This is a genomic window from Klebsiella sp. 141162 (assembly GCF_050600755.1).
In the GTDB taxonomy this organism is placed as follows: Bacteria; Pseudomonadota; Gammaproteobacteria; order Enterobacterales; family Enterobacteriaceae; genus Klebsiella; species Klebsiella aerogenes.
This window is the reverse complement of sequence record NZ_JAQIRI010000015.1, coordinates 15252-41420: the sequence shown is the minus strand read 5'-3', so window position 1 is coordinate 41420 and position 26169 is coordinate 15252. Positions and strand designations below refer to the sequence as shown.

24 protein-coding genes and 1 pseudogene are annotated in these 26169 nt (G+C 55.0%); 5 read left to right on the top strand and 20 right to left on the bottom strand.

The genetic code is table 11. From position 1 onward, the window contains the following. From PGR23_RS23870 to mdh, 8 genes and pseudogenes are all read right to left on the bottom strand, one after another. Positions 1-200, bottom strand: a pseudogene (locus PGR23_RS23870) (hypothetical protein); the annotation flags it as partial. 15 nt (positions 201-215) lie between these two features. Further along, complete coding sequence (locus tag PGR23_RS23865) at positions 216-464, bottom strand: oxaloacetate decarboxylase subunit gamma (protein WP_045398376.1); 249 nt, start codon at positions 462-464, stop codon at positions 216-218. A 140-nt stretch (positions 465-604) separates the two neighbouring features. Next, positions 605-1222: a L(+)-tartrate dehydratase subunit beta gene (gene ttdB, locus PGR23_RS23860; protein WP_015703618.1), complete on the bottom strand. Its 618-nt coding sequence runs from the start codon at positions 1220-1222 to the stop codon at positions 605-607. Next, positions 1222-2121, bottom strand: a complete 900-nt coding sequence (ttdA, locus tag PGR23_RS23855) for a L(+)-tartrate dehydratase subunit alpha (RefSeq protein WP_045397212.1) — start codon at positions 2119-2121, stop codon at positions 1222-1224. The genes ttdB and ttdA overlap by 1 nt, the downstream gene beginning before the upstream one ends. Positions 2122-2153: 32 nt before the next feature. Beyond that, a complete protein-coding gene (locus PGR23_RS23850) occupies positions 2154-3422 on the bottom strand; it encodes an SLC13 family permease (RefSeq protein ID WP_047047149.1) in 1269 nt (422 codons plus the stop codon). Between the two features lie 200 nt (positions 3423-3622). After that, positions 3623-4288, bottom strand: coding sequence for a GntR family transcriptional regulator (locus PGR23_RS23845; RefSeq protein WP_045397216.1), 666 nt, complete (start codon positions 4286-4288; stop codon positions 3623-3625). Next, positions 4275-4904, bottom strand: a complete 630-nt coding sequence (locus tag PGR23_RS23840) for a GntR family transcriptional regulator (protein ID WP_047047146.1) — start codon at positions 4902-4904, stop codon at positions 4275-4277. Before PGR23_RS23840 ends, PGR23_RS23845 begins: the two co-directional genes overlap by 14 nt. Positions 4905-5035: 131 nt before the next feature. Then, positions 5036-5974, bottom strand: a complete 939-nt coding sequence (gene mdh / locus PGR23_RS23835) for a malate dehydrogenase (protein WP_045397222.1) — start codon at positions 5972-5974, stop codon at positions 5036-5038. 540 nt (positions 5975-6514) lie between these two features. On the opposite strand from mdh, the gene argR reads away from it, so the two are divergent. The 3 genes from argR (at position 6515) to yhcN-B (ending at position 7996) form a co-directional block, all read left to right on the top strand. After that, positions 6515-6985 (top strand): transcriptional regulator ArgR, encoded by a 471-nt coding sequence (gene argR, locus PGR23_RS23830; RefSeq protein ID WP_015369474.1) that lies wholly within the window; start codon positions 6515-6517, stop codon positions 6983-6985. A gap of 380 nt (positions 6986-7365) precedes the next feature. Continuing rightward, complete coding sequence (gene yhcN, locus PGR23_RS23825) at positions 7366-7629, top strand: peroxide/acid stress response protein YhcN (protein ID WP_015369473.1); 264 nt, start codon at positions 7366-7368, stop codon at positions 7627-7629. 100 nt (positions 7630-7729) lie between these two features. After that, positions 7730-7996 carry a DUF1471 family stress response protein YhcN-B gene (yhcN-B, locus tag PGR23_RS23820; protein ID WP_015369472.1) on the top strand — a complete coding sequence of 89 codons (267 nt, stop codon included), beginning with the start codon at positions 7730-7732 and terminating at the stop codon, positions 7994-7996. Positions 7997-8046: 50 nt separating this feature from the next. Here yhcN-B and PGR23_RS23815 read toward each other — a convergent pair whose 3' ends face one another. The 4 genes from PGR23_RS23815 to aaeX form a co-directional block, all read right to left on the bottom strand. Further along, a complete protein-coding gene (locus tag PGR23_RS23815) occupies positions 8047-8322 on the bottom strand; it encodes a barstar family protein (RefSeq protein ID WP_045380213.1) in 276 nt (91 codons plus the stop codon). 84 nt (positions 8323-8406) lie between these two features. Next, complete coding sequence (aaeB, locus tag PGR23_RS23810; protein ID WP_047047143.1) at positions 8407-10374, bottom strand: p-hydroxybenzoic acid efflux pump subunit AaeB; 1968 nt, start codon at positions 10372-10374, stop codon at positions 8407-8409. 5 nt (positions 10375-10379) lie between these two features. Further along, positions 10380-11312, bottom strand: a complete 933-nt coding sequence (aaeA, locus tag PGR23_RS23805; protein WP_045397228.1) for a p-hydroxybenzoic acid efflux pump subunit AaeA — start codon at positions 11310-11312, stop codon at positions 10380-10382. 7 nt (positions 11313-11319) lie between these two features. Beyond that, a complete protein-coding gene (aaeX, locus tag PGR23_RS23800; protein ID WP_002918640.1) occupies positions 11320-11523 on the bottom strand; it encodes a p-hydroxybenzoic acid efflux pump operon protein AaeX in 204 nt (67 codons plus the stop codon). Between the two features lie 130 nt (positions 11524-11653). Between aaeX and aaeR the strand changes: the two genes are divergently transcribed. Beyond that, positions 11654-12583 carry an HTH-type transcriptional activator AaeR gene (gene aaeR / locus PGR23_RS23795; RefSeq protein ID WP_015703623.1) on the top strand — a complete coding sequence of 310 codons (930 nt, stop codon included), beginning with the start codon at positions 11654-11656 and terminating at the stop codon, positions 12581-12583. Positions 12584-12627: 44 nt separating this feature from the next. On the opposite strand, the gene tldD is transcribed toward aaeR, so the two are convergent. The 8 genes from tldD to csrD form a co-directional block, all read right to left on the bottom strand. After that, complete coding sequence (tldD, locus tag PGR23_RS23790; RefSeq protein ID WP_015369467.1) at positions 12628-14073, bottom strand: metalloprotease TldD; 1446 nt, start codon at positions 14071-14073, stop codon at positions 12628-12630. 114 nt (positions 14074-14187) lie between these two features. Continuing rightward, positions 14188-17985: an AsmA2 domain-containing protein YhdP gene (gene yhdP / locus PGR23_RS23785; RefSeq protein ID WP_396279355.1), complete on the bottom strand. Its 3798-nt coding sequence runs from the start codon at positions 17983-17985 to the stop codon at positions 14188-14190. 89 nt (positions 17986-18074) lie between these two features. Next, positions 18075-19544, bottom strand: a complete 1470-nt coding sequence (rng, locus tag PGR23_RS23780; RefSeq protein WP_015369465.1) for a ribonuclease G — start codon at positions 19542-19544, stop codon at positions 18075-18077. A 2-nt stretch (positions 19545-19546) separates the two neighbouring features. Then, complete coding sequence (locus PGR23_RS23775) at positions 19547-20128, bottom strand: Maf family protein (RefSeq protein ID WP_015369464.1); 582 nt, start codon at positions 20126-20128, stop codon at positions 19547-19549. An 8-nt stretch (positions 20129-20136) separates the two neighbouring features. Further along, the gene (mreD, locus tag PGR23_RS23770) at positions 20137-20625 is read right to left on the bottom strand and encodes a rod shape-determining protein MreD (protein WP_396279354.1); all 489 of its coding nucleotides are present in this window, start codon (positions 20623-20625) and stop codon (positions 20137-20139) included. Beyond that, entirely contained in the window at positions 20625-21623 is a 999-nt protein-coding gene (mreC, locus tag PGR23_RS23765; RefSeq protein WP_015369462.1) for a rod shape-determining protein MreC, read from the bottom strand. Before mreC ends, mreD begins: the two co-directional genes overlap by 1 nt. A 70-nt stretch (positions 21624-21693) precedes the next feature. Beyond that, entirely contained in the window at positions 21694-22737 is a 1044-nt protein-coding gene (mreB, locus tag PGR23_RS23760; RefSeq protein ID WP_002918653.1) for a rod shape-determining protein MreB, read from the bottom strand. A gap of 300 nt (positions 22738-23037) precedes the next feature. Continuing rightward, complete coding sequence (csrD, locus tag PGR23_RS23755) at positions 23038-24978, bottom strand: RNase E specificity factor CsrD (RefSeq protein WP_015369461.1); 1941 nt, start codon at positions 24976-24978, stop codon at positions 23038-23040. 214 nt (positions 24979-25192) lie between these two features. Here csrD and PGR23_RS23750 point away from each other — a divergent pair, with 214 nt between their 5' ends. Beyond that, a complete protein-coding gene (locus tag PGR23_RS23750) occupies positions 25193-26167 on the top strand; it encodes an MDR family oxidoreductase (protein ID WP_047047136.1) in 975 nt (324 codons plus the stop codon). Positions 26168-26169: the final 2 nt, after the last annotated feature.

Genomic DNA, 26169 nt, shown 5'->3' with positions numbered 1-26169 from the left:
TCGCGCAGGCGGACCCACGGGTCCTCGCCGAGGAAGCGGATGCAGGCGTCAAAGGTGGCGCCGCCCCAGCATTCCAGCGAGCGGTAGCCGACGTCATCCAGCTGAGCGGCGACGGGGAGCATATCGTCAAGGCGCAGACGGGTGGCGAACAGGGACTGGTGGGCGTCGCGCAGGACGACATCGGTAATGGCAACGGTCATGAATTCCTCCGTGAATTAAGGATTAAGGCGGCGATGGTGGTGAATAGCGGCGACAATCGCCGGTTTTAAGCGGGCGAAGTCGTCGGCGGGCGCGACGGCGGCCGGCGCCGCTTTGGACGCGGCAGGCGGCTCAGGGAACAGACGGGTAACGGCGAGAGACATCCCCCGGATGGCGAAAATGAGCAGCAGCAGGAACGCCAGCACGAAGCCCATGCCAAGAAACATCAGGGTGAAGCCCTCGCCTAACAGCGCAGCATCAGTCATAAAATAGCCTTTGGAGGGGCGCAATAATGGCGTAATGAACCCGCGATAGCAGAGTGGATTTCCCCAGACCACATGGTCAGAAGCCTCTTTATCGCGGAATTTAATTCTCGCCACTACTGCGCAATATATTTAGCCAGGAGTTATTTAATAAAACTTACGTGCTGACAGATCTCATCAGCGACAATCTCTTTGCGCTGATTAAATATCACTTTATTCTGCTCAAACAGGTTATTTCCATGGGTATCGATCGACACAATAAGTGGGCCGAATTCTTTTACCCGGCAAACCCATAAGGTTTCCGGCATACCTAAATCACGCCACTGGGCGTCTTCAATTTCTTCCACACAGACCGCGGCAACCACCGCGCAGCCGGCCGGGAATACGCAGTGCAGCGCTTTATGTTCGGCGCAGCCTTCTTCGGTACCTTTGCCCATGCCGCCTTTACCGACAATGAGTTTCACACCGGTCTTAGCAATAAATTCTTTTTCAAATTTCTCCATACGCATACTGGTGGTTGGTCCAACAGAGACCATTTCAAATTTATCTTCTGTACCTTTAATCGGCCGCACAATTGGCCCGGCATGTAATATCGCGCCGCCGGCAACGTTGACCGGCAATTCGCGACCGCCTTCAATTAAACGACGATGAGCAACATCACGACAGGTAACAATATGACCATTAAGATAAATAATATCGCCCGCTTTAATATCAGCTAAATCTTCATCTTTAATTGGCGTAGTAAGTATTTTTTTAGTCATCAGAAAGCCACTCCTGTGTGAGACGTAATGGTGTAATTCAAATCTTTATCGAAAACGATATGTCCTTTGCGGTGCGACCAGCAGCCGACGTTGACCGCCACGCCAATGGTGGAAGGATGGCGTGCGGTATTTTCGATATTGACGCCCATCACGGAGGTATTGCCGGACATCCCCTGCGGGCCAAGGCCAATTTTATTAATGCCGTCTTCGAGCATTTTCTCCAACGATGCGGCGCGTTCATTCTCATTGCGCGATCCCACCGGACGCATCAGCGCTTTCTTCGACAACAGCGCCGCCGTTTCAACGGAAGTCGCGACGCCAACGCCAACCAACAACGGCGGACAGGCGTTCAGGCCATAGCTGGTCATGACATCCAGCACGAAACGGGTTACGCCTTCGTAACCAGCGCCCGGCATCAGCACCATCGCTTTACCCGGCAGCGAGCAGCCGCCGCCGGCCATATAGGTGTAAATACTGCACTGGTCAGAATCAGGGACAATCTCCCAGAATACCGTCGGCGTACCTTTACCCACGTTTTTACCGGTGTTGTATTCGTCAAAGGTCTCAACGCTGTTGTGACGCAGCGGAGAATCCACGGTGGCTTTAATCACCGATTCGCGCAGCAGCGCTTCCAGCTCGCCAATCAGCGGGAAATTAGCGCCGCACTCAACCAAAAACTGAATGACGCCGGTGTCCTGGCAGGAGGGACGATCCAGCTCCTTCGCCAGACGCTGGTTTTCAATCATGGTGGTGAAGATGACGTCAGCCAGCTGGCTGGTCTCTTTCTTATGCAATTCTTTCAGTTTTGCAGTGACGTCATCAGGCAATACTTTGCCGGTATATCCCACGAATTTGGCCATAATATCGGTCATTCGGGATATCTGTTCGCTTTTGCTCATAAAGGCTCCTTAGTCAGAACAGCGTCCGTAAATTACGGGTGAAAAGGGAAAAGAATTGGCAGCAGTACGAGGCTGACAATGGTAGAAACGATAATCAGAGGAAGGCCCGATTTGGCGTAATCGACAAACTTATAGCCGCCTGCCGATAGCACCATCATGTTGGCGGGCATACCGATCGGCGTCGCGTAGGCGCAGGAACTGCCGATTACGGTCGCCATCAGAACCGCTTTCGGATCGGCGCCCATTCCGGCCGCGATCGACAAACTCACCGGTACCAGTAGCGCGACGGTGGCGGTATTGGACATAAAATTGGTCATGATGACGGACAGCGCAAAGACCACCACCATCAACATGAACGGGGAAGAGTTCTGGCCCAGCATGCCGATGACATGATCGGCAACCAGCTTGCCAGCACCGGTCATTTCCAGCGCTTTTGCCAGCGCCAGCGTGCCGCCAAAAATGAAAATAGTCTGTGAATCAATCGCCTTATAGGCCTGCTTTTCCGTCAGCACGCCGGTAAACACCAGTACCAACGCACCGATACAGCCTGCCACCGTCAGGCTAATGCCGGTCTGTTTCTCAAAAATCATGCCGAGGATCGTGGCGATCAGCACCACCAGCGACAGGATCTGTTTCCTGCGCGGAACGTGGCTGTAATCACGCTGTTCGCCGACGCTACCGACTTCACCGCTATTAGCGGTAGCAGGCAGAAATTTATAGCCGATAGTCAGGAAATAGAGGATGCCGCATAGCAGCATCGGTAAACCCACTTTCGCATACTCAAAGAAGCCAAAGCCGCTACCGATATTCTGCAACGCCGATTGCGCGATCAGGTTGCCGGGCGCGCCAATCAGCGACAGGTTGCCGCCGAGCGCGGCGGCAAATACCAGCGGCATCAGCAGACGCGAGCGGGCAAAACCCGATTTCGCCGCGACGCCAATTACTACCGGGATCAATACCGCCGCCGTACCGGTGTTGGAAAGAAAACCCGACATCACGCCGACGACCACCATGATGGTGAAGATCAGCTGTTTTTCGGTTTTGGCGAAGTGAGTGATCACCCCACCGACTTTATTGGCCATCCCGGTTTCAAATAACGCCCCGCCGACGATAAACATGGCGACAAAAAGAATGACGTTGGAGTCGATAAAACCGGCAAAAGCTTGTTTTAGATCCAACACGCCGGTGAGCACTAACGCCACGCAGACCACCATGGAAGTCACTGCCAAAGGCACCTTCTCCCAGACAAACATGACGATAGCGAACACCAGCAAACATAAGGTGATGGTAATCGGTTCCATATTTATAATTATCCCTATCAATGATATATGATATTGTATCCAATATTGACGAGGGAGAAATTATGCCCATGCAAAAAGTAAGTCAATGCGTTTTTAAACAAAGATCGCGCAGTGCGATCTGCATCAAGATCCTCTGCAGATCGTCACAAGAGATGATTAATAGCGTTGATGAATACGACTAAAACCAACAGGCTTTAGCGCTATACAGAGGTTTCGGGAAGGTATCGCGTGAGCATATTTTCCATTGAGCGAATAATATGCTCGCGCATGCGCTGACGCGCCAGTTCTTCATTATGCTGTTCAAGTGCCTGTAAAATCTCCTTATGTTCGCGAATGGAGATAGCGGCGTATTCTGCTTCGGTGACCTTGTGCCCCATCGACAGTCCGTTCCACATATTACAGAGCAGCATCTTCATTTTTTCGTTGCCCGCGGCGTTCCAGATCTCCATATGGAAGGCCTGGTTCAGGTCGGAATATTCAGTGAAGTTATTATCGGCCAGCGCTTTTTCCGCCGCATCGTGTACCCGGGCAATGGACGAAATATCCGTGCCGGGACGGGAGGCTTTCGCCACCGCCTCACTTTCCAGCAGCGCGCGAATTTCATAATGCTCGCGAATCGTCTGTTCGTTGATCCCCAACACCACCGCGCCTTTATTAGGGCGGACTTTAATCAGGCCATCGGCGGCTAAAATCTGAAACGCTTCGCGCACCGGCATGCTGGAAACGCCGACCATCCGGGCAATGCCTTCGAGAGTTATCTCCTGCCCTTCCACTAAATCCCGCGAAAGAATCGCTTTGCGTAATACCGCAGCGACCTGCTCTTTCGCCGAAAGAAGCTTAATTTTCCCTAATTTAGGCTTCTGCACTTTCCCAATCCTTCATATGTTGACGCATAATTTCCGCAAGCATGAGGAAATAACGCTGTGTTGCCTGAGCAATATTGCCCACATCGCCGCGGCTAATGGCTCCAGCCAGTTCATGTAGTATCAGTGCCGATTCCTGGCTATCGTCTTTCAGATACAGGATGACATAAGAAATATATCCATCCAAAAATTGCTGATACGCCTTCGCCAGATAGCGGTTATCGAGATAAGAAATCAGCAACTGATGAAATTCCAGTTCGCGAGTTTTGTCGCCAGGCTGCGCCAGCGCTTGCGCGCGCCCGAGCAGCAATTCCCCCTGGTTTGCCGGCACGAGAGTGAACAATTCGGCAGCCATCACCGCGATCACGCGAAAAATATGGCTAACATCATCGGGCACCAGCTTTGATACCTGCATATGACGGTTAGGCAAGCGCACCAGAAACCCCTCTTGTTCAAGAGACTGCAACGCTTCTCTAACCGGCATACGTGAAAGCCCTAGCTGCTCAGCAATACTCTCCTGCGCCAGCTCATCTCCCGGTTTTATCGCTCCGGAAAGAATTTGATAGCGAATGATTTGCGTAATGTGGTCCCTGGTCTGCTTTCTTTCGATCTTTTTCACAACGTCCTCATTGCGTGGGGCTTAAGACGCGGGGATTTTAGCAGATTTAGCCGCCAGGCGGCGCATTCGGCAGGGAGATGAGGCGATAAAAAAGCCGGAACGACGGTTCCGGCTTTTCTGCTAAGGAGATGTTACTTGTTGACGAAATCCTCGCCGAGGGCGATATCTTTCTTCAGCGTATCCAGCATGCCTTCCAGCGCCTGCTGTTCAAAAGCGCTGAGTTTACCGATAGACTGACGCTCTTCCACGCCATTTTTGCCCAGCAGCAGCGGCTGCGAGAAGAAACGGGCATACTGGCCGTCACCTTCGACGTAGGCACATTCAACCACGCCTTTTTCACCCTGCATGGCACGCACCAGTGAGAGCCCGAAACGCGCAGCCGCCTGGCCCATCGACAGCGTCGCCGACCCGCCGCCCGCTTTCGCTTCCACGACTTCCGTCCCGGCGTTTTGAATACGTTTGGTGAGATCCGCGACTTCCTGCTCGCTAAAGCTGACGCCAGAAATCTGCGACAGTAAAGGCAGGATAGTGACGCCAGAGTGGCCGCCAATGACCGGAACTTCAACCTCGGTTGCCGACTTGCCTTTCAGCTCGGCGACAAAAGTATTAGAGCGAATAATGTCGAGCGTGGTGACGCCAAACAGTTTGTTTTTATCGTACACGCCGGCTTTTTTCAGCACTTCGGCGGCGATAGCGACGGTGGTATTTACCGGGTTGGTGATAATACCGATGCAGGCCTGCGGACAGGTTTTTGCGATCTGCTGCACCAGATTTTTAACGATACCGGCGTTAACATTAAATAAGTCGGAACGATCCATGCCGGGCTTGCGCGCGACGCCGGCGGAAATCAGCACCACATCAGCGCCTTCCAGCGCCGGGGTTGCATCTTCACCGGAGAAACCTTTGATTTTTACATCTGTGGGAATATGACTTAGATCTACCGCCACGCCCGGCGTAACCGGAGCGATGTCGTACAACGAGAGCTCTGAACCTGAAGGCAGTTGGGTCTTAAGTAGTAGGGCAAGCGCCTGGCCGATGCCACCAGCGGCGCCGAGGACTGCAACTTTCATCCTAAACTCCTTATTATGGTTAATTTACACCCTGAATAATTCGAGTTGCAGGAAGGCGGCAAGAGCGTGAATCCCCAGGAGCTTACTGAAGTAAGTGACTGGGGTGAACGATTGCAGCCAACGCACATGCAGCTCGAAGTATGACGGGTATAGTCTTTCGTTATTCCGTCGCCTGGACCTTAATTCACAAGATGAACAATTACAATAATTATGGCTGAAGAATGCGGGGTACGCGCAATGATGCAGCAAATTCGCATTTTTCTTCCTGAGACTGGCCATCCAGCAAAGCCGTAGTACCGGATCGACTATTGGTTACAATACACCCAGCTCGCTCGGCAAAACAATATCAATTTCATAACATTTATTTCACTTTTACAGCAATTTACCCGCTGTGATGCAGGCATGTTCCTCATCAGGGTTATTTGCTAAAATATGCGCCTTTCATAACATTATTTACGCTATTCCCTTGCGGATTATTTGCATAAAAATGCACTTGTATGCATAATGATGTTGTTTTTACCACCATAATCTGGGTGACTTATGCGTAGTTCGGCAAAACAAGAAGAACTGGTTAAAGCGTTTAAATCGCTGCTTAAAGAAGAAAAATTCAGCTCGCAAGGCGAAATCGTTCAGGCGCTGCAGGAAGAAGGTTTCGAGAACATCAACCAATCGAAAGTTTCCCGCATGCTGACAAAGTTTGGCGCCGTTCGCACGCGTAACGCCAAAATGGAAATGGTCTACTGTTTGCCTGCCGAACTCGGCGTGCCGACGACCTCCAGCCCGCTGAAAAACCTGGTGCTGGACATCGATTATAACGATGCGGTGGTAGTGATTCACACCAGCCCCGGCGCGGCGCAGCTGATCGCACGCCTGCTGGATTCCTTAGGTAAAGCCGAAGGTATTCTGGGTAGTATCGCGGGGGATGACACTATCTTTACCACCCCTGCCCGCGGTTTTTCCGTTAAAGATCTCTACGACGCGATCCTGGTCCTGTTCGAACAGGAACTCTAAGCGCTCCCCCTCTGGTTCCCGCCAGAGGGCTCTTCCCCGCAAAACGCTCCCCCTCAAACCTTCAAATAAAGCAGCATTTTTTTAACATTTAGTGTGGTTTTCCACCTCTATACATTCCTTTACCGAATGATAACGGCTAAAGCGCACAAAAGATCAAAGCGCAATATCTATTTGATTTAAATATAAATAATCATGACATTCACCCCATGAATGACATTTCTAATTCTTATACGTTATAAAAACGACATTTCTTGGAAATTATTTACACTGAAAACAATTAGCATGGTATTAATATTTTTGGTGATTAGTGTATACTTGATTTTGTGATGAGGGTCACGAAACAAAGCCCCCTAATAATAAAATTCGACGAGGTGAACATCATGAAAATCAAAACCACTGTAGCCGCACTCAGCATGCTATCCGTACTGTCCTTTGGCGCTTTCGCCGCTGATTCAATCAACAGCACTCAAGCGGAAAGCCGCCAGTCACTGGGCACCGTATCTATCGGCGCGGTAGGTTCTTCCCCGATGGATATGCACGAAATGCTGAACAAAAAAGCACAAGAAGAAGGTGCTTCTTCTTATCGCATTATCGAAGCTCGCACCGGCGACCACTGGCACGCCACTGCTGAACTTTATAAATAAGCTTTAACGATTGTCGGTCATTAACTGAAACAGTATCTCTTCAGCGGCCTGGGTTCATACGAAATCTCCCGCCGCTGCACAAATGGTTGGAGTAAAGATTATGAAAAGCGCAATTATCATCGCATCCCTGGGTCTGGCATCTGTTCTCTCTTTCGGCGCAAGCGCAGCCGTACAGCAAGTGAACGCCGATCAAGCACAAAATCTGCAACCAATGGGCACTATCTCTGTATCTCAAGTAGGTAGCGCGCCAATGGATATGCGCCAGGAACTGGCGGCTAAAGCCGAGAAAGAAGGCGCCAGCAGCTACCGCATTATTGAAGCTCGTACCGGCGACAGCTGGCACGCGACTGCTGAGTTGTACAAATAAACCCTCGTCGTCTTATCCGACGACTTGCCCCCGCCCTGCCGGGGGCTTTTTTATGCCCAACGGGCATTGAAACGTAGTAGTCCTTCCAGCTCCTCTTCCGCTTCATCGAACAGCAAAATTAACGCGCCAAAGCGACGACGCTGTTTTTCATCCAGATGAACAAATTCAATCTCCAGCGGGAACGGTAAGCGCCCTCCCGTCACCGCGCTCCACAGCGCGTCGAGGTTATCCACCTGCTTATCCGGTAGCGCGAAGGCGCGGGAAAACTCGCGATAGAAATCCTGTTGCTCAGCTATTTCATCAAAATCAAAGGTATAAATAGTCATTGCCCGGCGCCCCTTAAGCTCTGTCCCTCTACACCAAATAAGTATAGCGATAAAAAAACCGACGCCGGGGCGTCGGTTCGCAGCTTAGCTGTTGGTGAGCACGTGCTGATATTTCTTCAGCATATCGACCAGCCGTCGCACCGGCTCAGTGACCTGGGGCGACGCCTGCCAGTGAAGGAGTTTTTCCTGATAAACATCAAGCTCTTCCAGCAGACGGGTAAAGTAACGGCGGCGCTTATCATCGCTGCCGGCGGAGATAACGTGATCGGCGGTTCGCCGCAGCTGGCGGTGGAAGGCCGACAGATCCTCGTTTACCGGCACCGGGGCATCGCGTAGACGCTGGTGCGCAATAATCAGCGTCAGCGCCAGCCGGAAGCGGGCGATATCGCCGGGAAACTTGTTCAGCAGTAAAAATAGCTGTTGATACAGCGCCGGCAAATGGTTCTCTTTACGCCGGGCGCTATTCGTGGTCAGCGAAGAGACCGCCGCCGAGACGAACTGGTTCAATAGCACCCGTCCGGTGCGGGCCTGCGAGTTATCACGCACTAACAGAATCACCATCAGCGCGAGGAAACAGCCGACAATCTGCCCCAGGGCGCTATCGAGGAACTGGCTAAACTGGAACTGCATCGGGTTATCCAGCACCAGAATATTGATGGTGCTCGCCAGGGCCCCAAGCGATCCCAACCGCCGCTTTTGTACCTCAATGCCGATAAAGAACGCCATCGCGGCAAGGCTGATACACAGCAGCAGCATGCTCTGCTGCGTCGCAGGCATGACGACAAGGAAGAACAGCGCGCCGAGCGGTAGAGCGGCAAGGGTGCCATAGAGGAAGTCTAAGGCCACCATCCGCGGGTTAGGCAGACGCATCGCCAGCGCGGTCACCACGGCAATCATAACCATCGCCCCGCTACCGGATGTCCAGCCGGTCCACAACCAGAACAAGGTGCCGAGAATACAGGAAATAGAAGTTCGCCAGAAATTGACCATCGCGTGGTGACGCTCGGCGGACTCAACCTTCACCACCGTTTCGCCGCGTAAGACTTCATCTTCGATACGGCTGATTTTGGTATTGCCGACCACGCCGCGCTTCAGCAGCAGGTAACGCGTCGCCGCGCCGACCCAGCTATAAATCGTAACTGGCGTATTGTGTTCACCTTTCCAGGTCAGGAAGCGGCGCATACGCTTAAGCTGTTGATGCACATCCTGTACGGTTTCTACGGGCTCGGCAAACAGCTCGCGGTAGTCGTCAGTCACCATCTCCGGGCGAGAGTTCTGGATCAGATAGGTTTCGCAGGCCTGAGTAATCAGCGTCAGCGATAGCGTGTTGATCGCCTTTAGCCGCTGGTTTACCTTCGCCCAGCGCGAAGATTCCATGATCAGGTTGCCGCGCATCCCCTCCAGCGCGGCAGTACGACGCACCAGCGCTCCCCAGGCTTTATCCACCACCTCGCTATCGCCATGGGCGACACAAAGCTGCATCAGGCGATACTGATCCAGCAGCAGGTTATCCAGTTCGAGGTCGATCTCTTTTTTGATAGAACGCGGAGAAAATAGCAGGTCAGCGACGATGGCGCTGACGATCCCGATGACGATTTCGCTGCAGCGCTCGACGGCAAACTGCGGCGCCAGCATCGGGTCGGTATGAATGGTGATGATGATAATCAGCGCCGTATAACCCGCCAGCCCCCAGGCGTAGGAGTTTTCGACCTTCACCAGCGAGGAGATCCAGGTGCAGAAACCGGCCCAGAGACAGCAGACCAGCATCATCAATAGCGGCGCGCGGATCATGAGGATGATGATCGCCAGCGCGGCAATACAGCCGATAAACGTCCCGGCAATACGCAGCATCCCGCGGTAGCGAATCGCCCCGGAATAGGGCTCACCGCCAGCGGCAAATGCCGGACCGGCGGTCACGATAGCCGCGGTCAATACGGCCCAGCGCGGCGTCTCAAGCTGAAAATGAAAGCCGACGAACAGCGCCAGCACCACCGCGCATGCAAGCTTAATGGCAAAGCGGAGATGCCGGGGAGCAATGGTATAGGTCCCCATGGCGATTAACCAAACTCACGCAAGCGCATGGCGACTTTCTGGAAGAAGTTGGCCTGGCTGGCGTCGCGATCTTCTTTGCCGGTGATGACAACGGTCGCAGTGGTGCCCGACGGCCAGAGGTTGCCCTGCTGCTGGTCAAGACGGATACGTACCGGCACGCGCTGCGCCAGACGTACCCACTCAAGGTTGGAGTCAACGGAAGCCATGCCTTTCGCATCGCTGCTGCTGCTGGCGTTGGTTACGCCCGCGGCAACGCTGTCGACGGTACCTTTTATCACCTTACTACTGCCGAGCGGGGTGATTTCGGCGCGGTAGCCTGGACGCACGCCTTCCAGCTTGGTCTCTTCCAGATAGGCCATCACGTAGAAGGTATTTTGTTTCACCAAAGCGACCGCAGTCGAACCGCGGGTGATGAATTCGCCGGAGTAGACGTTCAGGTTGGTCACCCAGCCATCGGCAGGCGCACGGATAACCGTACGTTCAAGATCCAGCTTGGCTAAGTCGCGGCTGGCCACCGCTTTCGCCAGCTGATGCTCAACGGTTTGCAGTACGTTGTTGGCCTGGTCAATCTCTTCGCGCGACATGGCCTGCACGCCGAGCCTGTTACGGCGCCCGGCTTCAACGCGTTTTTCCTGAGCCAGCGTCTGGTAATAAGAGACGTCGGCTTCCGCCTCCGCCAGCGCTTTTTGGTAACGAGGTTGGTCAATAACGAACAATACCTGGTCTTTCTTAACCAGTTGGTTATCCTTGACATTCACTTGCGAAATGAGCCCCGACACGTCCGGCGCGATGGCGACGATATCGGCGCTAAAGCGCGCATCGCGCGTCCACGGCGACGCGGTGTAGTACACCCATGCGCGAAAAATAGCGATAAACGCCAGAATAACCAGTATCACAGTGATGGCAGTACGCAGGATATTTCTTGTTAGTGTTTTCACATCGACCTCAAACGAACAAGCGCGATATCAGATAAAACAGACAGCAATACAGCGCAGTATTAAACAGTGCAGGGTGCCAGACAAAATCATAAATACCGGTCGGAACCAGCAAACGGTGCACCAGCCAGAAGATGGCTAGCGACAATAGCAGCTCAAAGAAGATCGGCGGAAACGATAGGCCGAAAATCACTATGACAGGAAACAGACTCATGATGACCTTGATAAGAAGCGTACAGGTGGTAGCGTGATGCGTTTATTATGTAGCTAACTATATATTAACGTAACAATTGCAGCCTTATCTATAATATGTGATCTAAATCACTTTTAAGCCAGAGTGAATAATGGAACGACTAAAACGCATGTCGGTGTTCGCCAAAGTGGTTGAGCTGGGCTCTTTCACCGCCGCCGCACGCCAGCTCCAGATGAGCGTTTCATCTATCAGCCAGACCGTTGCTAAACTGGAAGACGAGCTTCAGGTAAAGCTGCTCAACCGCAGCACCCGCAGCCTGGGCTTAACAGAAGCGGGTAAAATTTATTACCAGGGCTGCCGAAGAATGCTCTTTGAAGCGCAGGACGTCCATGAACAGCTGTATGCCTTCAACAATACCCCCATCGGCACGCTGCGCATCGGTAGCTCTTCAACTATGGCACAGAATGTGCTGGCGCGCATAACCGCCGAAATGCTCAAAGAATATCCGGGTTTATCGATTAATCTGGTGACCGGCATTCCCGCGCCGGACCTGATTGCCGACGGCCTCGACGTGGTGATACGCGTCGGCGCATTGCAGGATTCCAGCCTCTTCTCGCGGCGGTTAGGCTCAATGCCAATGGTGCTCTGCGCGGCGAAAAGCTATCTTCAGCACGCGGGATGTCCGGAAAAACCAGCGGATCTTGCCAGCCACTCGTGGCTGGAATACAGCGTACGGCCAGATAATGAGTTCGAAATTATCGCTCCGGAGGGGATCTCAACGCGCCTGATCCCACAAGGACGCTTCGTCACCAACGACCCGATGACGCTGATCCGCTGGCTGACTGCCGGCGTTGGCGTGGCCTACGTTCCGCTGATGTGGGCGATCGACGAGATCAACCGCGGCGAACTGGAGATCCTGCTGCCGAGCTATCAATCGGATCCGCGACCGGTCTATGCGCTGTATACCGAAAAAGATAAGCTGCCGCTGAAGGTGCAGGTATGTATTAACTATCTGACGGATTATTTTGTCGAGGTGGCGAAGATCTATCAGGGAATGCACGGGCGCGGGATGACCCGTTAACTGACATCCCGGCAGCGGCTTCGCGCCGCCGGGACCAGCCGTTATCAGGCGGTGCCGCCAACGGTAAGGTTGTCGACTTTCAGCGTCGGCTGGCCGACGCCGACCGGCACGCTCTGCCCTTCTTTACCGCACACGCCAACGCCGCTATCCAGCTTCAGGTCGTTACCGACCATGGAAATCTGCTGCATCGCTTCGATACCGGAACCGATTAGCGTCGCGCCTTTGACTGCCTTGGTCACTTTGCCTTTTTCAATCAGATAGGCTTCCGAGGTCGAGAAGACAAATTTACCGGAGGTAATGTCCACCTGACCGCCGCCAAAGTTCGGCGCATAGATACCGTAATCGACCGATTCGATAATCTCCTGCGGCGTCGACTTCCCTGCCAGCATATAGGTGTTGGTCATCCGCGGCATCGGCAGATGCGCATAAGATTCGCGGCGACCATTACCGGTCGGCGCGACGCCCATCAGACGCGCGTTGAGCTTATCCTGCATATAACCTTTCAGGACGCCGTTTTCGATAAGCACGTTGTATTGACCCGGCGTACCTTCGTCATCAATCGCGACCGAACCACGGCGATCGGCCATGGTGCCGTCATCCACGACGGTGCACAGTTCAGAGGCGACTAATTCGCCCATGTGACCGCTGAAGACCGAGGTGCCGCGACGGTTAAAGTCACCTTCCAGGCCGTGGCCGACGGCTTCATGCAGCAGCACGCCAGGCCAGCCCGCGCCAAGCACCACCGGCAGCATACCGGCTGGCGCGGCAACCGCGGACAGATTGACTAATGCCATACGTACCGCTTCACGCGCCCAGACATCCGCCCGTACGTCGCCATCCAGCGGCGCGAGGAAATAATCATAGCCAAACCGTCCTCCGCCGCCGCTGGCGCCGCGCTCGCGTTTGCCGTCTTCCTCCACCAGCACGCTCACGGAGAGACGAACCAGCGGACGGACATCAGCGGCCAGCGTCCCGTCCGTTGCCGCTACCAGGATAAGCTCGTAGACGCCGCTCAGGCTGGCGGAAACTTCCTGCACGCGCTTATCGGCGGCACGCGCCACCTTATCGACGCGGCGCAGAATATCCAGTTTCTCTTCGCGGCTCATGCTCTGCAGCGGATCGACGCTGGTATAGAGAGAGCTGTACTCCACCGCGCCGAGCGTCTGCACTTTGCCGTCGCCATGGTCGCGGACGATAGTACGCGCCGCCTGCGCGCTCTGCTCAAGCGCCAGTTTGCTGATTTGGTCCGCATAGGCAAAACCAGTTTTCTCGCCGCTTACCGCCCGGACGCCTACGCCCTGGTCAATATTGTACGACCCATCTTTAATGATGCTGTCTTCCAGAACCCAGGATTCGTGATAGCTCGACTGAAAATAAAGATCGCCGTAATCGAGACGGCGCTCAGCCAGTTGGCCAAGAATGGCAAACAGGTCCTGATGATTCAGGCCATTTGCCGACAGTAATTGTTCACTTACCAGGTTCAAACTCATCGTTACGCTACTCGTTTGTTGCCGCCTGACACAGGGGAATGCCATGCGGCGAAAAAGATGACGGGGAGAAAATGCCCTCTATTGAGAGTGCGATAATTCCCCGTACTCGTCAAATCATTGCTTTTTGTTGCTGCGAGCCTGGCGCAGCACTTCGTTGATTTCCGGCTGATCGATTGGACCCGTAATGCGATAGCGCAGAATCGACACTTTGTTCCACAGCGGCCCAAGCACCTTGCTGGCGGCAAAAACCGCCGCGCCGACGATCGGGTTGACGGCGAATGCCGCCGCTACGCCCACGGTCGCCGATATTTCCGGCGCCACCACCGCTTGTAAATCTAAACGACGGCGCACCAGATCGACCGAACCTTTCATCGCGATGTCGGCTTCAAGGCCATCCACCAGCGTATCATCCGTATTCAATACGCCGTCTTTAATCCATGCCGTACTGCGAATCGAATCAAACCAGAAGCCTTCCTGGAAGGTGTCGCTGAAATCGAAGCGTAGCTTACGCAGCAGCGCGTCAACGCTCAATAGCCGTAACAGCTGACCGGCATGACCGGTGCTCAGGTCAGTAAACTCGCCTTTGCCGAGGCGGCTTTTGAGGATCCCGTTCAGCGAAGCGACATCAGGCTGCCATGGCGGCGCGCGCCAGTGCAGATCGTAATCGACATCAAACGACGAGCCTTTTACCGGCGTCGAAACGCCAAAGAAGTTCACGAAGTCATCCGTTTTATTACCGTGCAGCTTGCCTTTCAGCGAGGTACGCACGCCGCCGGGCGCATTCACCCAGACGCCATCGGTAGTGAGTCGGCCAAAGCCGGTATCCACCAGGCCATTACTGAGGGTGAGCGTATCGCCCTTGATATCGAAGTCACCGTCGATTCGCCCATATTTTTGCCCCCACAGCCAGCACTCTTTACAGCGCAGCTGTAAATCAGGCCAGCCGCGGAAATCCAGACGGGTATCAGCCAGCGGGCCGCTCTCTTTTTTCGCCGTGCCGTTGTTATCGCTGGAAGGGTTGTAATAGAGATAGCGAATAGCCGCCAGCCAGGGCGCGTTCTTATGCATCGTCAACGTAGCGTTGATTTCGCGCCCCTGCGCCTCCACCTTCGAGCCGCTACCGTCAGGCTGGGAGACCAGACTGACGTTATTCCAGTTCTGCCCGGCGAACGCCAGCGACGGTGTACGAAGCGTCACGCGCTCAGGGAAAGCCATATTACTGCTCACTTCGTTGACGGCCCCCCGCTGGAACAACGCCAGCCATTGCGCGCCATCCATCGCCGGCATGTTCAGCTCGACGCCTGATGCTTCAGGCAGCGAAGGAATCGCTTTGCTGTCGGAGGTCAGAATCGCCCGATCGAGCGTCAGCTTATTATTCAGTAACCAGCGGCTATTGACGTGGTTCTTGCTGCCGATATTGCCGGTCAGGTCGAAGCTGTTTAAGCCACCGGTCACGTTGATTTTCACCGGCAACGGTTCGCCCGCCGATTTATTCACCGGCGCAGGTAAGTGACTACTCACATTTTTCAGATCGCCGTTGATATCGACTTTGTAGCTCGCGCTACCGCGATACGGTAACTCAATGGCCACTTTGCCATCCCAGGGGACGCTGCCGCTGAGTTCATCATTGACCGCTTTCGGCAGCAGGCCGGTACGCGTCGGCTGCCAGTTAGCGTTCATGCCGACGTCAACGAGGAAGGCTTTCGCCCCTTCAGTAGTGGTGAAATTGAGGTTCAGCGGTTGATTAAACCAGGTCGCGCTTAGCGGCCCGCTTTTTAAATCTCCGTTCTCAAAGCTGAACTGACCATTGAGGTTCTTCAGCGTCGCGTCAATCGGCTTGATAAACAGATCGTTATTTTTCAGCCGCACATCGCCTTTGGCGGTGGTCATTTCGCCATCGAGCGGGATAGCAAGATGTAAGCGAGCGCTCACATTACCATCCAGCTGCAGTTCATCCAGCGCCGAGCCGAGCGAATCCTTCAGCGGGGTCTGTTTGAAATAAGGGCCGACCTCTTTGCCCGGTCCGTTAACATCGGCATCAATAAACAGTTTTTCATGGGAATAGTCGGGGATCACCGCGTCAAGGTTGCTGGCGGTGACGTTGCCCAGCATCGCTTTATCCGCTTTCATCCATAGGCCGTTATTAACGAAGTTAAGATTGATATCCAGGCCGGTCAACGCCGGCCAGTCCGGCTGGAAGGCGAAGGTTGCATTCTTCAGCGGTACCGAGACCTGGAATTGGCCTTCGTTATGCTCATAAGGGAACAGATGCGGGTTGCCGCCGTAAACCAGGGTGGCATTGCTGGCCTGGCCACCCTTAATTGCGCCGCTCAGGTAATCCACCAGCGCTTTGCCCATCAGGTTTTCCGGGAAATAACGCCACGCCTGGCCGCCATCGTTGGTACTGATACCCGCCAGGATGCCTAACCACGGCTCATCGCCTTCCGGCTGCAGATAGCGGAAGCCGCCGCGCGCGCGAACGCCGGTAGCCTGTACATCGATATCGCGGCCATCCAACATAAAGCCCTTGCTGTTCTTCTCCCAGCTCAGAGTCGCATCGCCCTGGGCTATCTCCAGCGGCGCGCGAAAGACCGTTTCATAGGGCATTTTCGCCTGGGTCATATGCGCGCGCAGTTCGCCGTTTTCAACGCTGCCGCTCAGGCTGCCGGAAAAGCGCTCGGCCCCCGGCAGCAGCTTCCACTGCTTCCACGCCAGATCGCTCCAGTCGGCCTGGAAACGGGTCTTTTCCGTTGCCTGCAGCGGGATATCCAATGCCAACAGGTTGATTTTGCCGCTCGGCTGGGTAGTTCGCCACACTTCGCCAAAGCTCGGCGCCAGCTTATCGGCCATCGGCTGCAGACCGGTCAAGCCGCCAAGCTCGAGATTGCTGGCGCGGATGCGCAGCTCATCGCTACGCTGATTGTTATTACCACCCACTTCCTGCGCCGGGATCCACGCCATCGCCAGCGCGCCGCGCGGCCAGGCTTTACCGTCTATCGAGATCCGCGTGTCGGGGATATGAAATGCCCAGCTTTGATTTTCGCGTGTAATATGCGCCGTCAGGTTATCCACCGACAGCTGATGCAGATGCTTGTCACCCTGCCAGCTGGCGCCGCCTTTTTTCAGCCACACATCGCCGCTGGCGACATCGCCTTTATCGATGGTCATCCAGCCTTCGAGACTAAAGCGCGCGCTCTGCAGGGCGATGTTGTCCTGCATCCAGCGCCCGAGCCAGGGCTTAACGTCGATGTCGTCGGCCTGTAACCAGAGACGCCCCTTATTGAGCAGGCCGTTCTCGTCACGTAAATCCATCCGCACCTGCATGACGCCGTGCTGGCCGGTGAGACTTGAAAGGCTCAGTTGCCCCTCGGCGCGGTGGCGGTTTTTACCGTTAAGCCAGGTAAGCTGCGGGATCGCCAGCTCCGCGCGCTGACCGGAAATCGTCAGGAAGCTCAAATGGCTATCGCGGAGAATAAAGTGGTCAAACTGACGCAGGAACAGATCGCTGATGCGGTCGGTCTTCAGGCTGGCGCCGTCGTCGTTGGTCTGGATGGGGGTATTGGTGTGGATTTGCAGCTGCCAGAAGGTCAGGTCGCGGAACTGCCAGCGCATATGTAGCAGGCTTTGCCAGACGTCGAGCGCAAGGGTAACCCGTTTGATCGTCATTTCGCCACCGTCTTTCAAGGTGGCTTTAATATCGCGAACGTCCAGCGTCGGGCCGAAGTTTTCCCAGTTGGCGTTGATCTGCGAGGCATCGACCGCCACCCCGGATACCGCGGTAATTTTCTCCAGCAGTTGGGGACGCCAGTTATTTAGCTGCGGCAATGCCAGACGCAGGCCGCTCACCAGCAGCGCAACAATCACCACCACGGTTGCCACGGTGAGCAGTAATATCCCGGGCCATCGCCTCAACGCATCTCTCCTTGTCAGCCTGTTACGCCTCATCCTTCAGCCCGCCTGTTTACCGCCCCCGACGCCATCGGGAACGACGGGCTGAATGATTACATCATTACCACATCGAACTGCTCTTGATTATAGAGCGGCTCAATTTGCACTTTGACCTGCTTGCCGACAAAGATTTCGACTTCCGCCAGCGCGTGGGACTCTTCCCCTTTCAGAGCTTCCGCGACGGCAGGTGAAGCATAGACCAGGAAGCGGTCTGAGTCATACGCATGATGCACGCGGACTATCTCGCGCATGATCTCATAACAGACCGTTTCGACCGACTTTACCGTGCCGCGCCCATGACAGGTAGGACACTCGTTACACAGCACATGTTCCACGCTTTCGCGGGTGCGTTTACGGGTCATCTCGACCAGCCCCAGCTGCGAGAAGCCGTTAATGCTGGTTTTCACCCGGTCTTTACTCAGCGCCTGCTCCAGCGAGTGCAGTACCCGACGACGATGATCTTCATTATTCATATCGATAAAATCAATGATGATAATGCCGCCCAGATTACGCAGACGCAGCTGGCGCGCGATGGCCTGCGTGGCTTCAATATTGGTATTGAAGATAGTGTCGTCGAGATTGCGGTGGCCGACGAACGCCCCGGTGTTGATATCGATGGTGGTCATCGCTTCGGTCTGATCGATGATCAGATAGCCGCCTGATTTCAGCTCGACTTTACGCTCCAGCGCGCGCTGGATTTCGTTCTCAACGTCAAAGAGATCGAAAATTGGCTGGCGGCCGCTGTAATGTTCCAGCTTGCTGGTCATTTCCGGGATGTATTCCGCGGTGAACTCCAGCAGCGCCTCGTAGGTCAGGCGCGAATCCACGCGAATGCGGTCAAGCTGAGCATCGGCGAAATCGCGCAGCACGCGCTGGGCCAGCGCCAGCTCGCCGTACATCTGATAGCGGGTCTGGTTACGCTTTTTGCGTTCCATCACTTTGGTCCAGACGCGCTTGAGGTAGGCCGCATCCGCCGCCATCTCTTGCTCATGCACGCCTTCCGCCGCGGTGCGGATAATAAACCCACCCTGCTCGTCGCAATATTCGGTGACCACGCTTTTCAGACGTTCGCGCTCGGCCTCGCTTTCAATACGCTGCGACACGCCGACGTGCGAAGCGCCGGGCATAAAGACTAAATAGCGGGAAGGTATCGTAATGTCGGTGGTCAGACGCGCGCCTTTGGTGCCCAACGGGTCTTTCACCACCTGCACCATCAGGTCCTGGCCCTGACGCACCAGTTCGGAAATATCGCGAACGGTAAACTGCTTCTGCTCTTCACCCGCCACGCACTCGGTGTGCGGCATGATATCGGAAGCATGCAGGAAGGCGGCCTTATCCAGGCCAATATCTACAAAAGCCGCCTGCATTCCAGGCAACACACGACTGACACGACCTTTGTAGATATTGCCTACGATTCCGCGCCGCGCTTCTCTCTCAATATGAATTTCCTGCAGGATCCCGCCATCGATATACGCGACGCGCGTCTCGGATGGCGTTACGTTAACTAATAATTCAGCCGTCATCTTTATCCCTTTTCTTCACGCAGTGAGTTAAAGTTACTCAGCAACTCATACGTTTCCACCAGCGGTAAGCCGACTACGGCGTGATAGCTGCCATTTATCTTCCTGACAAAACAACCACCCAACCCTTGAATACCGTATGCGCCTGCTTTATCTAAAGGTTCGCCGCTGGCTACGTAGGTAGCGATATCCTGCTCGGAGAGCAGACGGAAGGTCACTTCCGTCACCACCAGACAATCCAGCGTTTGCTGTTTATCCGCCAACGCCACCGCGGTCATCACCTGGTGGGTTTTTCCGGAAAGCATGCGAAGCATTTCTGCGGCGTGCCCGGCATCGCGCGGCTTTTCCAGCACTTCGCCGTTAAGAATGACAATCGTATCCGCTCCCAACACCGGCAGATCGCGCGGCGCCATCGCCACGCCAGCCAGCGCTTTTTCACGCGCCAGACGCGCAACATAATGCGCAGCGCTCTCCTGCGGGCCGCGCCGTTCCTCAATACCCGGAACCAGGCGTTCGAAAGAGAGGCCAAGCTGAGTTAACAGTTCCTGCCGACGCGGGGAACCAGAAGCCAGATACAGAGTTGTCATATCAACCTTTATTGAACCGCAAATTGCTGACGCACTTTACGCATTAGCAGGAATAGCCACGGCCAGAGCACACCGTTTACTACACTACTCCAGAACACTTCCGGACGGAAAGAGACGTTGATCACTAAAAACTCTGCCCAGAAAACAATGATATCAACGGAAAGAGACAACAGCATGACCACCAGCGCCTGTTGCCAGAGCGCCAGATTACGGAACAGCTGATATTTTAAAGCGACCAGATAGGCAACGATACTTAACGACAGCGCGCGTACGCCAAGCGTTGAACCGCTGATGAGGTCGAGAATCGCCCCCATCACAAAGCCGGTACCGACGTTAACCCGATGCGGCAGCGCCAGGATCCAGTAAAGCAGAATCAACAACACCCAGTTTGGCCGGAAGACGGTGATGTCCTGCGGCCAGGGCATAATCTGCAGCAATAGCGCAATAAGAAACGAGAGCCAGATAACCCAGCGTCCCTGGCTACGATAACTTGCCACTATTGCCCCCCTGCTGGCAGAGGTTGCGCGGACGGCGGCGGCGTCAGGCCCGTCGCCGGCGCCGGCATCTGCGGCCCCATCGCATCAGGCGCAGGCAGCACCTGCGGCATCATTTGCATCAGGCGTTCATTGGCAACGCGGTGAACCTCTTCCGGGGTCATTGGGTTGGCGCCGTTACGATCGGCGCCCCACAGCAGCAGCAGATAGCGTAAACGCTGCAGCCCGGCAGTCGGACGAGCCTGGATTACCGTGTAAGCACGCTGAGTATCCAGACGTACCGAGGAGACCACCCCAACCGGATACCCTTCCGGGAAGCGTCCGCCGAGCCCGGAAGTCACCAGCACATCGCCGACGCGAATATCGGTATTCGCCGGCAGATGTTCAAGCTGTAAATCATCAGTGCAGCCGTTGCCGGCGGCAATCACGCGAATATCGTTACGCAGTACCTGAATCGGCAAGGCATGGGTCGCATCGCAAATAAGCAGCACGCGGCTGGTCATTTTCGCAACCGCCACCACCTGACCGACAACGCCCTTGTCGCTGATAACCGGCTGGCCTTCATAAACGCCGTTGACGCTGCCCTTGTCGATAACGACCTGATCGCTGTAGGGGTCGTTAACCGTCGAGATAACCTGAGTTACCATCTTCTGCTCGTCCTGACGCAGCGGCGAGCCTAGCAGTTCACGCAGGCGGGCATTTTCTTGTTTGTATTGGCCAAGCATCAGCAGATCGCTGTTTTTCAGCAATAACTCCTGACGCAGCGCGCGGTTTTCCAGTTCGAGCTGATCGCGGGTCGCCAGCGATTGCGATACGCTGTCGAGCAGTTCCCGGGGACCATTTGAGATAAAGTAGAAAGGACTGACGGCAGTATCCATGTACGTTCGAATCTGGCTGAACGTACCCAGGCGGCTGTCGGCGATAATGACGCCAAGCGCCACCAAAACCGCCAGAATAAGGCGAATCTGTAGCGACGGGCCACGGCTAAAAATTGGCTTCATAGGCTATGCGTATTCTCGTGTCAGTAAAGACCAGAGGCAGCCCTTAAGCTGCCCCAGACCTTCAGGCTGACTACTCTTCGCTGAACAAGTCGCCGCCGTGCATATCGATCATTTCCAGCGCCTTACCGCCGCCACGAGCGACGCAGGTCAGTGGATCTTCTGCAACTACGACAGGGATCCCTGTCTCTTCCATTAACAGACGGTCAAGGTTGCGCAGCAGCGCACCGCCGCCGGTCAGGACCATACCGCGCTCGGAGATATCGGATGCCAGCTCCGGCGGGCACTGCTCCAGCGCGACCATAACGGCGCTGACGATGCCGGTCAGCGGCTCCTGCAACGCTTCGAGGATTTCGTTGGAATTCAGGGTGAAGCCGCGTGGAACGCCTTCAGCCAGGTTACGGCCGCGCACTTCGATTTCGCGTACTTCATCACCCGGGTAAGCGGAACCGATTTCGTGTTTGATACGCTCAGCGGTCGCTTCGCCGATCAGGGAACCGTAGTTACGACGCACGTAATTGATCACGGCTTCATCGAAACGGTCGCCGCCGATACGTACGGAAGAAGAGTAGACCACGCCGTTCAGGGAGATAACCGCGACTTCGGTAGTACCGCCGCCGATATCAACAACCATAGAACCGGTCGCTTCAGAAACCGGTAAGCCTGCGCCGATCGCGGCCGCCATCGGCTCTTCGATCAGGAAAACTTCACGGGCGCCAGCACCCTGCGCGGATTCGCGGATAGCACGACGCTCAACCTGGGTCGCGCCAACCGGCACGCACACCAGCACACGCGGGCTCGGGCGCATAAAGCTGTTGCTATGCACCTGTTTAATAAAGTGTTGCAGCATCTTTTCAGTCACGAAGAAGTCGGCGATAACGCCGTCTTTCATCGGGCGAATCGCCGCGATGTTGCCCGGCGTACGGCCCAGCATCTGCTTCGCTTCATGACCTACAGCGGCAACGCTTTTCGGCGAACCGGCACGATCCTGACGAATGGCCACAACGGAAGGCTCATTCAATACGATGCCTTGTCCTTTTACATAAATAAGGGTATTCGCGGTACCCAGGTCAATGGACAGGTCATTGGAAAACATGCCACGAAATTTTTTTAACATACTAAGGGATAATCCTGAAAGCTGGGGCGGAAAACAAAATCCGCTTACTTTACCAACCACACGCAGCAGCGACAAGGCGCAAAAATCATCTGCTACGGTGAAAATTAGTGCAGTTCATTTCCTTTGTTACAAACATTTACGAAGTCCCTTCGGCGCTGAATAAATCAGCTGCGCTCCGTGCTCTGTTTGTACCTGTCAAAGGTCAGTCTTGCGTAAGTTGCGACATTCCGGCGGGTAGACAAGCACACCCCCTTTACTATGGCGCGCGTTATTCTACGTGAAATCACGCCAAACGGCAGATCAAACAGAGTATCTTTGCGAATATTTTTTCACATTTGTGTCAAGTGGCTGTGAGGCGGCAAAAAATTCCCCCTGCCCGCCGGTCACGCCGCATTGCGACAGCACCTGCCACTCGCTGCGACTGCGTACTCCCGTCGCAAAAACCTGTACCGGCATCCCTTTACAGGCCTCCACCAGACTTTGAACCAGTAACTGGTTCTCGCTGCGTTTTTCAATATTGCGCGATAGCCCTTGATGCAGCTTGATCACTTCCACGTCCAGCTGCTTGATCCAACTGGTGCCAACCAACGTCAACCCGGCCTGAACCACGGCGACGCGAATGCCCAGCGCGTTTATCAACCGCATAACCGGGTGTAAACGGCCGATATATTGACAAACATCCGCCTCTGCAAGTTCAAAAATAATCCGCCGACGTTGTGATTTTTCGCACTGCATCATGGTATCGCGCAGCCAACGCTGGAAACGCGGGCGAATCAGCGACTCCACGGTCACCTGCAGGGCCAGCGTTTGATCAGGCCAATAACTTAATAACGGCAGCAAACGCGTAATCTGTAGGCGATCGTACTCTTCCGCTAAGCCAAACTGCTGCACCATTGGCATATACTCGGCGGCAATCACCTCTTCTTTACCGTCATAGATGCGACACATTAGCTCGCGATGATGTACCCGCCCATCGCGCATGACCGCCGGTTTCTGATACAAGCGCGGGCCGCCGCGGCTAAGCATCTGCTCGATAAGCGTCCGCCAGCGCACGTTGCCGCGCCCTTTCTCCGGCAGTGAATCATCGTAAACCGCCCAGCTATTACTCCCCTGTAGCACGGCGTTGCGGGTAGCCGCTTCGGCGTGTTCCATCACCTGAGAAGTGGACTGGCCGCTGCGGAACGCGCAGATGCCGATATGCATCGTGTCGTCTTTATCCAGCACCCGTGTTGACGGCAGCGCATCCATCGCCTTGAGTAACTGCCCGGCGATACTATCAGCCTCTTTTAAAGTGCGATGCGGCAATAAGACGGCGAAATCGCTACGGTGATAGCGCGCCAGTAGCGAGCCGGGATAGCGCATAATAAAAGTAGACAGCAAATTAATTAGCGTGAAGTAATGCTCTTCCGCCGCCGCCCGTCCCCAGTTGTCGCGCAGCAGATCAAACTCCGGCAGGCGAATCATCATCACGATACCGTGCGCCCCCACCTTTTCCTGATCGTCCAGCAGCGTCGCCAGCTGGTTATCAAAGAACAGACGGTTATTGAGGCCGGTTTTGGAATCCTGGGCGGCGTAGGATCGAATCAGGGTATCCATGCGGCTGCGCTGATCGCTGGCGAACTGCAGTTCCGAGAGCAGCATATCCAGCGCGCTGCTGGTGCTGGCAGGCCATTCATGGACCGAACCGCGCACCTGCGGCCCGCGCTCGCCGCTGAGAATGCGCCGCGCGCGCAGCTCCAGTAGTTCTTGCCCCGCCAGCTGGCGGCGGATCCAGCGAATCGAAAAGAAGATAATCAGCACCATGAAGCCGATGGCGAAGGAGAGCGGCGCGGTGACGTGAAGCGAGCGGAAATAATTGACCATCGGGTCCATGTAGACCAGACGAATCGAAATTCCGGGATGTTTGAGCGAGGGTACCGTCATTTCACGATACTGGTTGTTACTGCCCAGCGGACGATAACTGTCGCCGCGGGTATGGCTGTAAAGCGATTTGCCGTTGAGCAGAAAATCAATATGTTCGACTTCTACCGGCGTCAGCAGCTCGTCCATTTGCGGTTCGAGCTTTTCAAAAGAGGTGGTTACCAGGCGGCTGTCCAGCATCGTCGCCACCGCCTGCACGCGATTCTCAACTTTAATCTGAATGCCGTTGTAAAAGCTCAGCGACGCGCCGATGAGCGTGACAAAAATCGTCAGGCTGGTGAGCAGCGTAACAAATGCTGAGAATTTCGTCGTTAATCGCATCCCTGTGTTAACTCCGCGTGTGAATAACTACCCGAAGGGCATTCGGGCCCCTTTTAAGACTTTTGCTTAAGTAAGTACTAACTTTCTGAAGCGACGCATACTACCAAAGCTGGCGTATCTGGCAATTTATTGCGTTACATCCACGTAATAATGCCGTTAGCGAGTATAGTCTGCAGAATAATTTTTCCAATCTTCAAACCGCGAGGAACCACATATGCAGGCTTTAATCTTAGAACAGCAGGATGGCAAAACCCTTTCCTCGGTGCAAAACATCGATGCCAACCTGCTGCCGCCAGGCGATGTGACGGTCGATATTCACTGGTCGAGCCTCAATTATAAAGATGCCCTGGCCATTACCGGCAAAGGAAAAATTATCCGCAACTTTCCGATGATTCCTGGTATCGATTTTGCCGGTACCGTCCATGCCAGCGAAGATCCGCGTTTTCACGTTGGCCAGCAGGTGTTGCTCACCGGTTGGGGCGTGGGAGAAAACCATTGGGGCGGCCTGGCCGAGCGCGCCCGCGTCAAAGGTGAATGGCTGGTGGCCATGCCTGAAGGTCTCGACGGACGCAAAGCGATGACCATCGGTACCGCAGGCTTTACCGCCATGCTATGCGTGATGGCGCTGGAAGACGCCGGCGTACGACCGCAGGATGGCGAGATCGTCGTAACAGGCGCCAGCGGCGGCGTCGGCAGCACGGCGGTCGCTCTGCTGCATCATCTGGGTTATCAGGTGGCGGCGGTTTCCGGTCGCGAAAGCACCCATGACTTTCTGAAAAGCCTCGGCGCGCAGCGTATTCTGGGCCGCGATGAGTTTACCGAGACCCGTCCGCTGGAAAAACAAATCTGGGCGGGTGCTATCGATACCGTCGGCGATAAAGTACTGGCGAAGGTACTGGCGCAGATGAACTACGGCGGCTGCGTCGCGGCCTGCGGCCTGGCGGGCGGTTTCGCGCTGCCGACCACCGTGATGCCGTTTATCCTACGCAACGTACGCCTGCAGGGCGTCGATTCGGTAATGACCCCGCCTGCGCGCCGCGCCGAAGCCTGGCGCCGGTTGACGCGCGATCTGCCGGAATCTTTTTACGCGCAAAGCGCGACTGAAATCTCCCTTGCCGATGCCCCGGCCTTCGCCGACAAGATCATGAACAACCAGATCCAGGGTCGTACGCTGGTCAAAATCGGCTAATC

Coding starts and splice junctions, on each gene's coding strand:
- PGR23_RS23865 (WP_045398376.1), bottom strand. CDS start 464: ATGACTGATGCTGCGCTGTTAGGCGAGGGCTTCACCCTGATGTTTCTT.
- ttdB (WP_015703618.1), bottom strand. CDS start 1,222: ATGACTAAAAAAATACTTACTACGCCAATTAAAGATGAAGATTTAGCT.
- ttdA (WP_045397212.1), bottom strand. CDS start 2,121: ATGAGCAAAAGCGAACAGATATCCCGAATGACCGATATTATGGCCAAA.
- PGR23_RS23850 (WP_047047149.1), bottom strand. CDS start 3,422: ATGGAACCGATTACCATCACCTTATGTTTGCTGGTGTTCGCTATCGTC.
- mdh (WP_045397222.1), bottom strand. CDS start 5,974: ATGAAAGTTGCAGTCCTCGGCGCCGCTGGTGGCATCGGCCAGGCGCTT.
- argR (WP_015369474.1), top strand. CDS start 6,515: ATGCGTAGTTCGGCAAAACAAGAAGAACTGGTTAAAGCGTTTAAATCG.
- yhcN (WP_015369473.1), top strand. CDS start 7,366: ATGAAAATCAAAACCACTGTAGCCGCACTCAGCATGCTATCCGTACTG.
- yhcN-B (WP_015369472.1), top strand. CDS start 7,730: ATGAAAAGCGCAATTATCATCGCATCCCTGGGTCTGGCATCTGTTCTC.
- PGR23_RS23815 (WP_045380213.1), bottom strand. CDS start 8,322: ATGACTATTTATACCTTTGATTTTGATGAAATAGCTGAGCAACAGGAT.
- aaeB (WP_047047143.1), bottom strand. CDS start 10,374: ATGGGGACCTATACCATTGCTCCCCGGCATCTCCGCTTTGCCATTAAG.
- aaeX (WP_002918640.1), bottom strand. CDS start 11,523: ATGAGTCTGTTTCCTGTCATAGTGATTTTCGGCCTATCGTTTCCGCCG.
- aaeR (WP_015703623.1), top strand. CDS start 11,654: ATGGAACGACTAAAACGCATGTCGGTGTTCGCCAAAGTGGTTGAGCTG.
- tldD (WP_015369467.1), bottom strand. CDS start 14,073: ATGAGTTTGAACCTGGTAAGTGAACAATTACTGTCGGCAAATGGCCTG.
- rng (WP_015369465.1), bottom strand. CDS start 19,544: ATGACGGCTGAATTATTAGTTAACGTAACGCCATCCGAGACGCGCGTC.
- PGR23_RS23775 (WP_015369464.1), bottom strand. CDS start 20,128: ATGACAACTCTGTATCTGGCTTCTGGTTCCCCGCGTCGGCAGGAACTG.
- mreC (WP_015369462.1), bottom strand. CDS start 21,623: ATGAAGCCAATTTTTAGCCGTGGCCCGTCGCTACAGATTCGCCTTATT.
- mreB (WP_002918653.1), bottom strand. CDS start 22,737: ATGTTAAAAAAATTTCGTGGCATGTTTTCCAATGACCTGTCCATTGAC.
- csrD (WP_015369461.1), bottom strand. CDS start 24,978: ATGCGATTAACGACGAAATTCTCAGCATTTGTTACGCTGCTCACCAGC.
- PGR23_RS23750 (WP_047047136.1), top strand. CDS start 25,193: ATGCAGGCTTTAATCTTAGAACAGCAGGATGGCAAAACCCTTTCCTCG.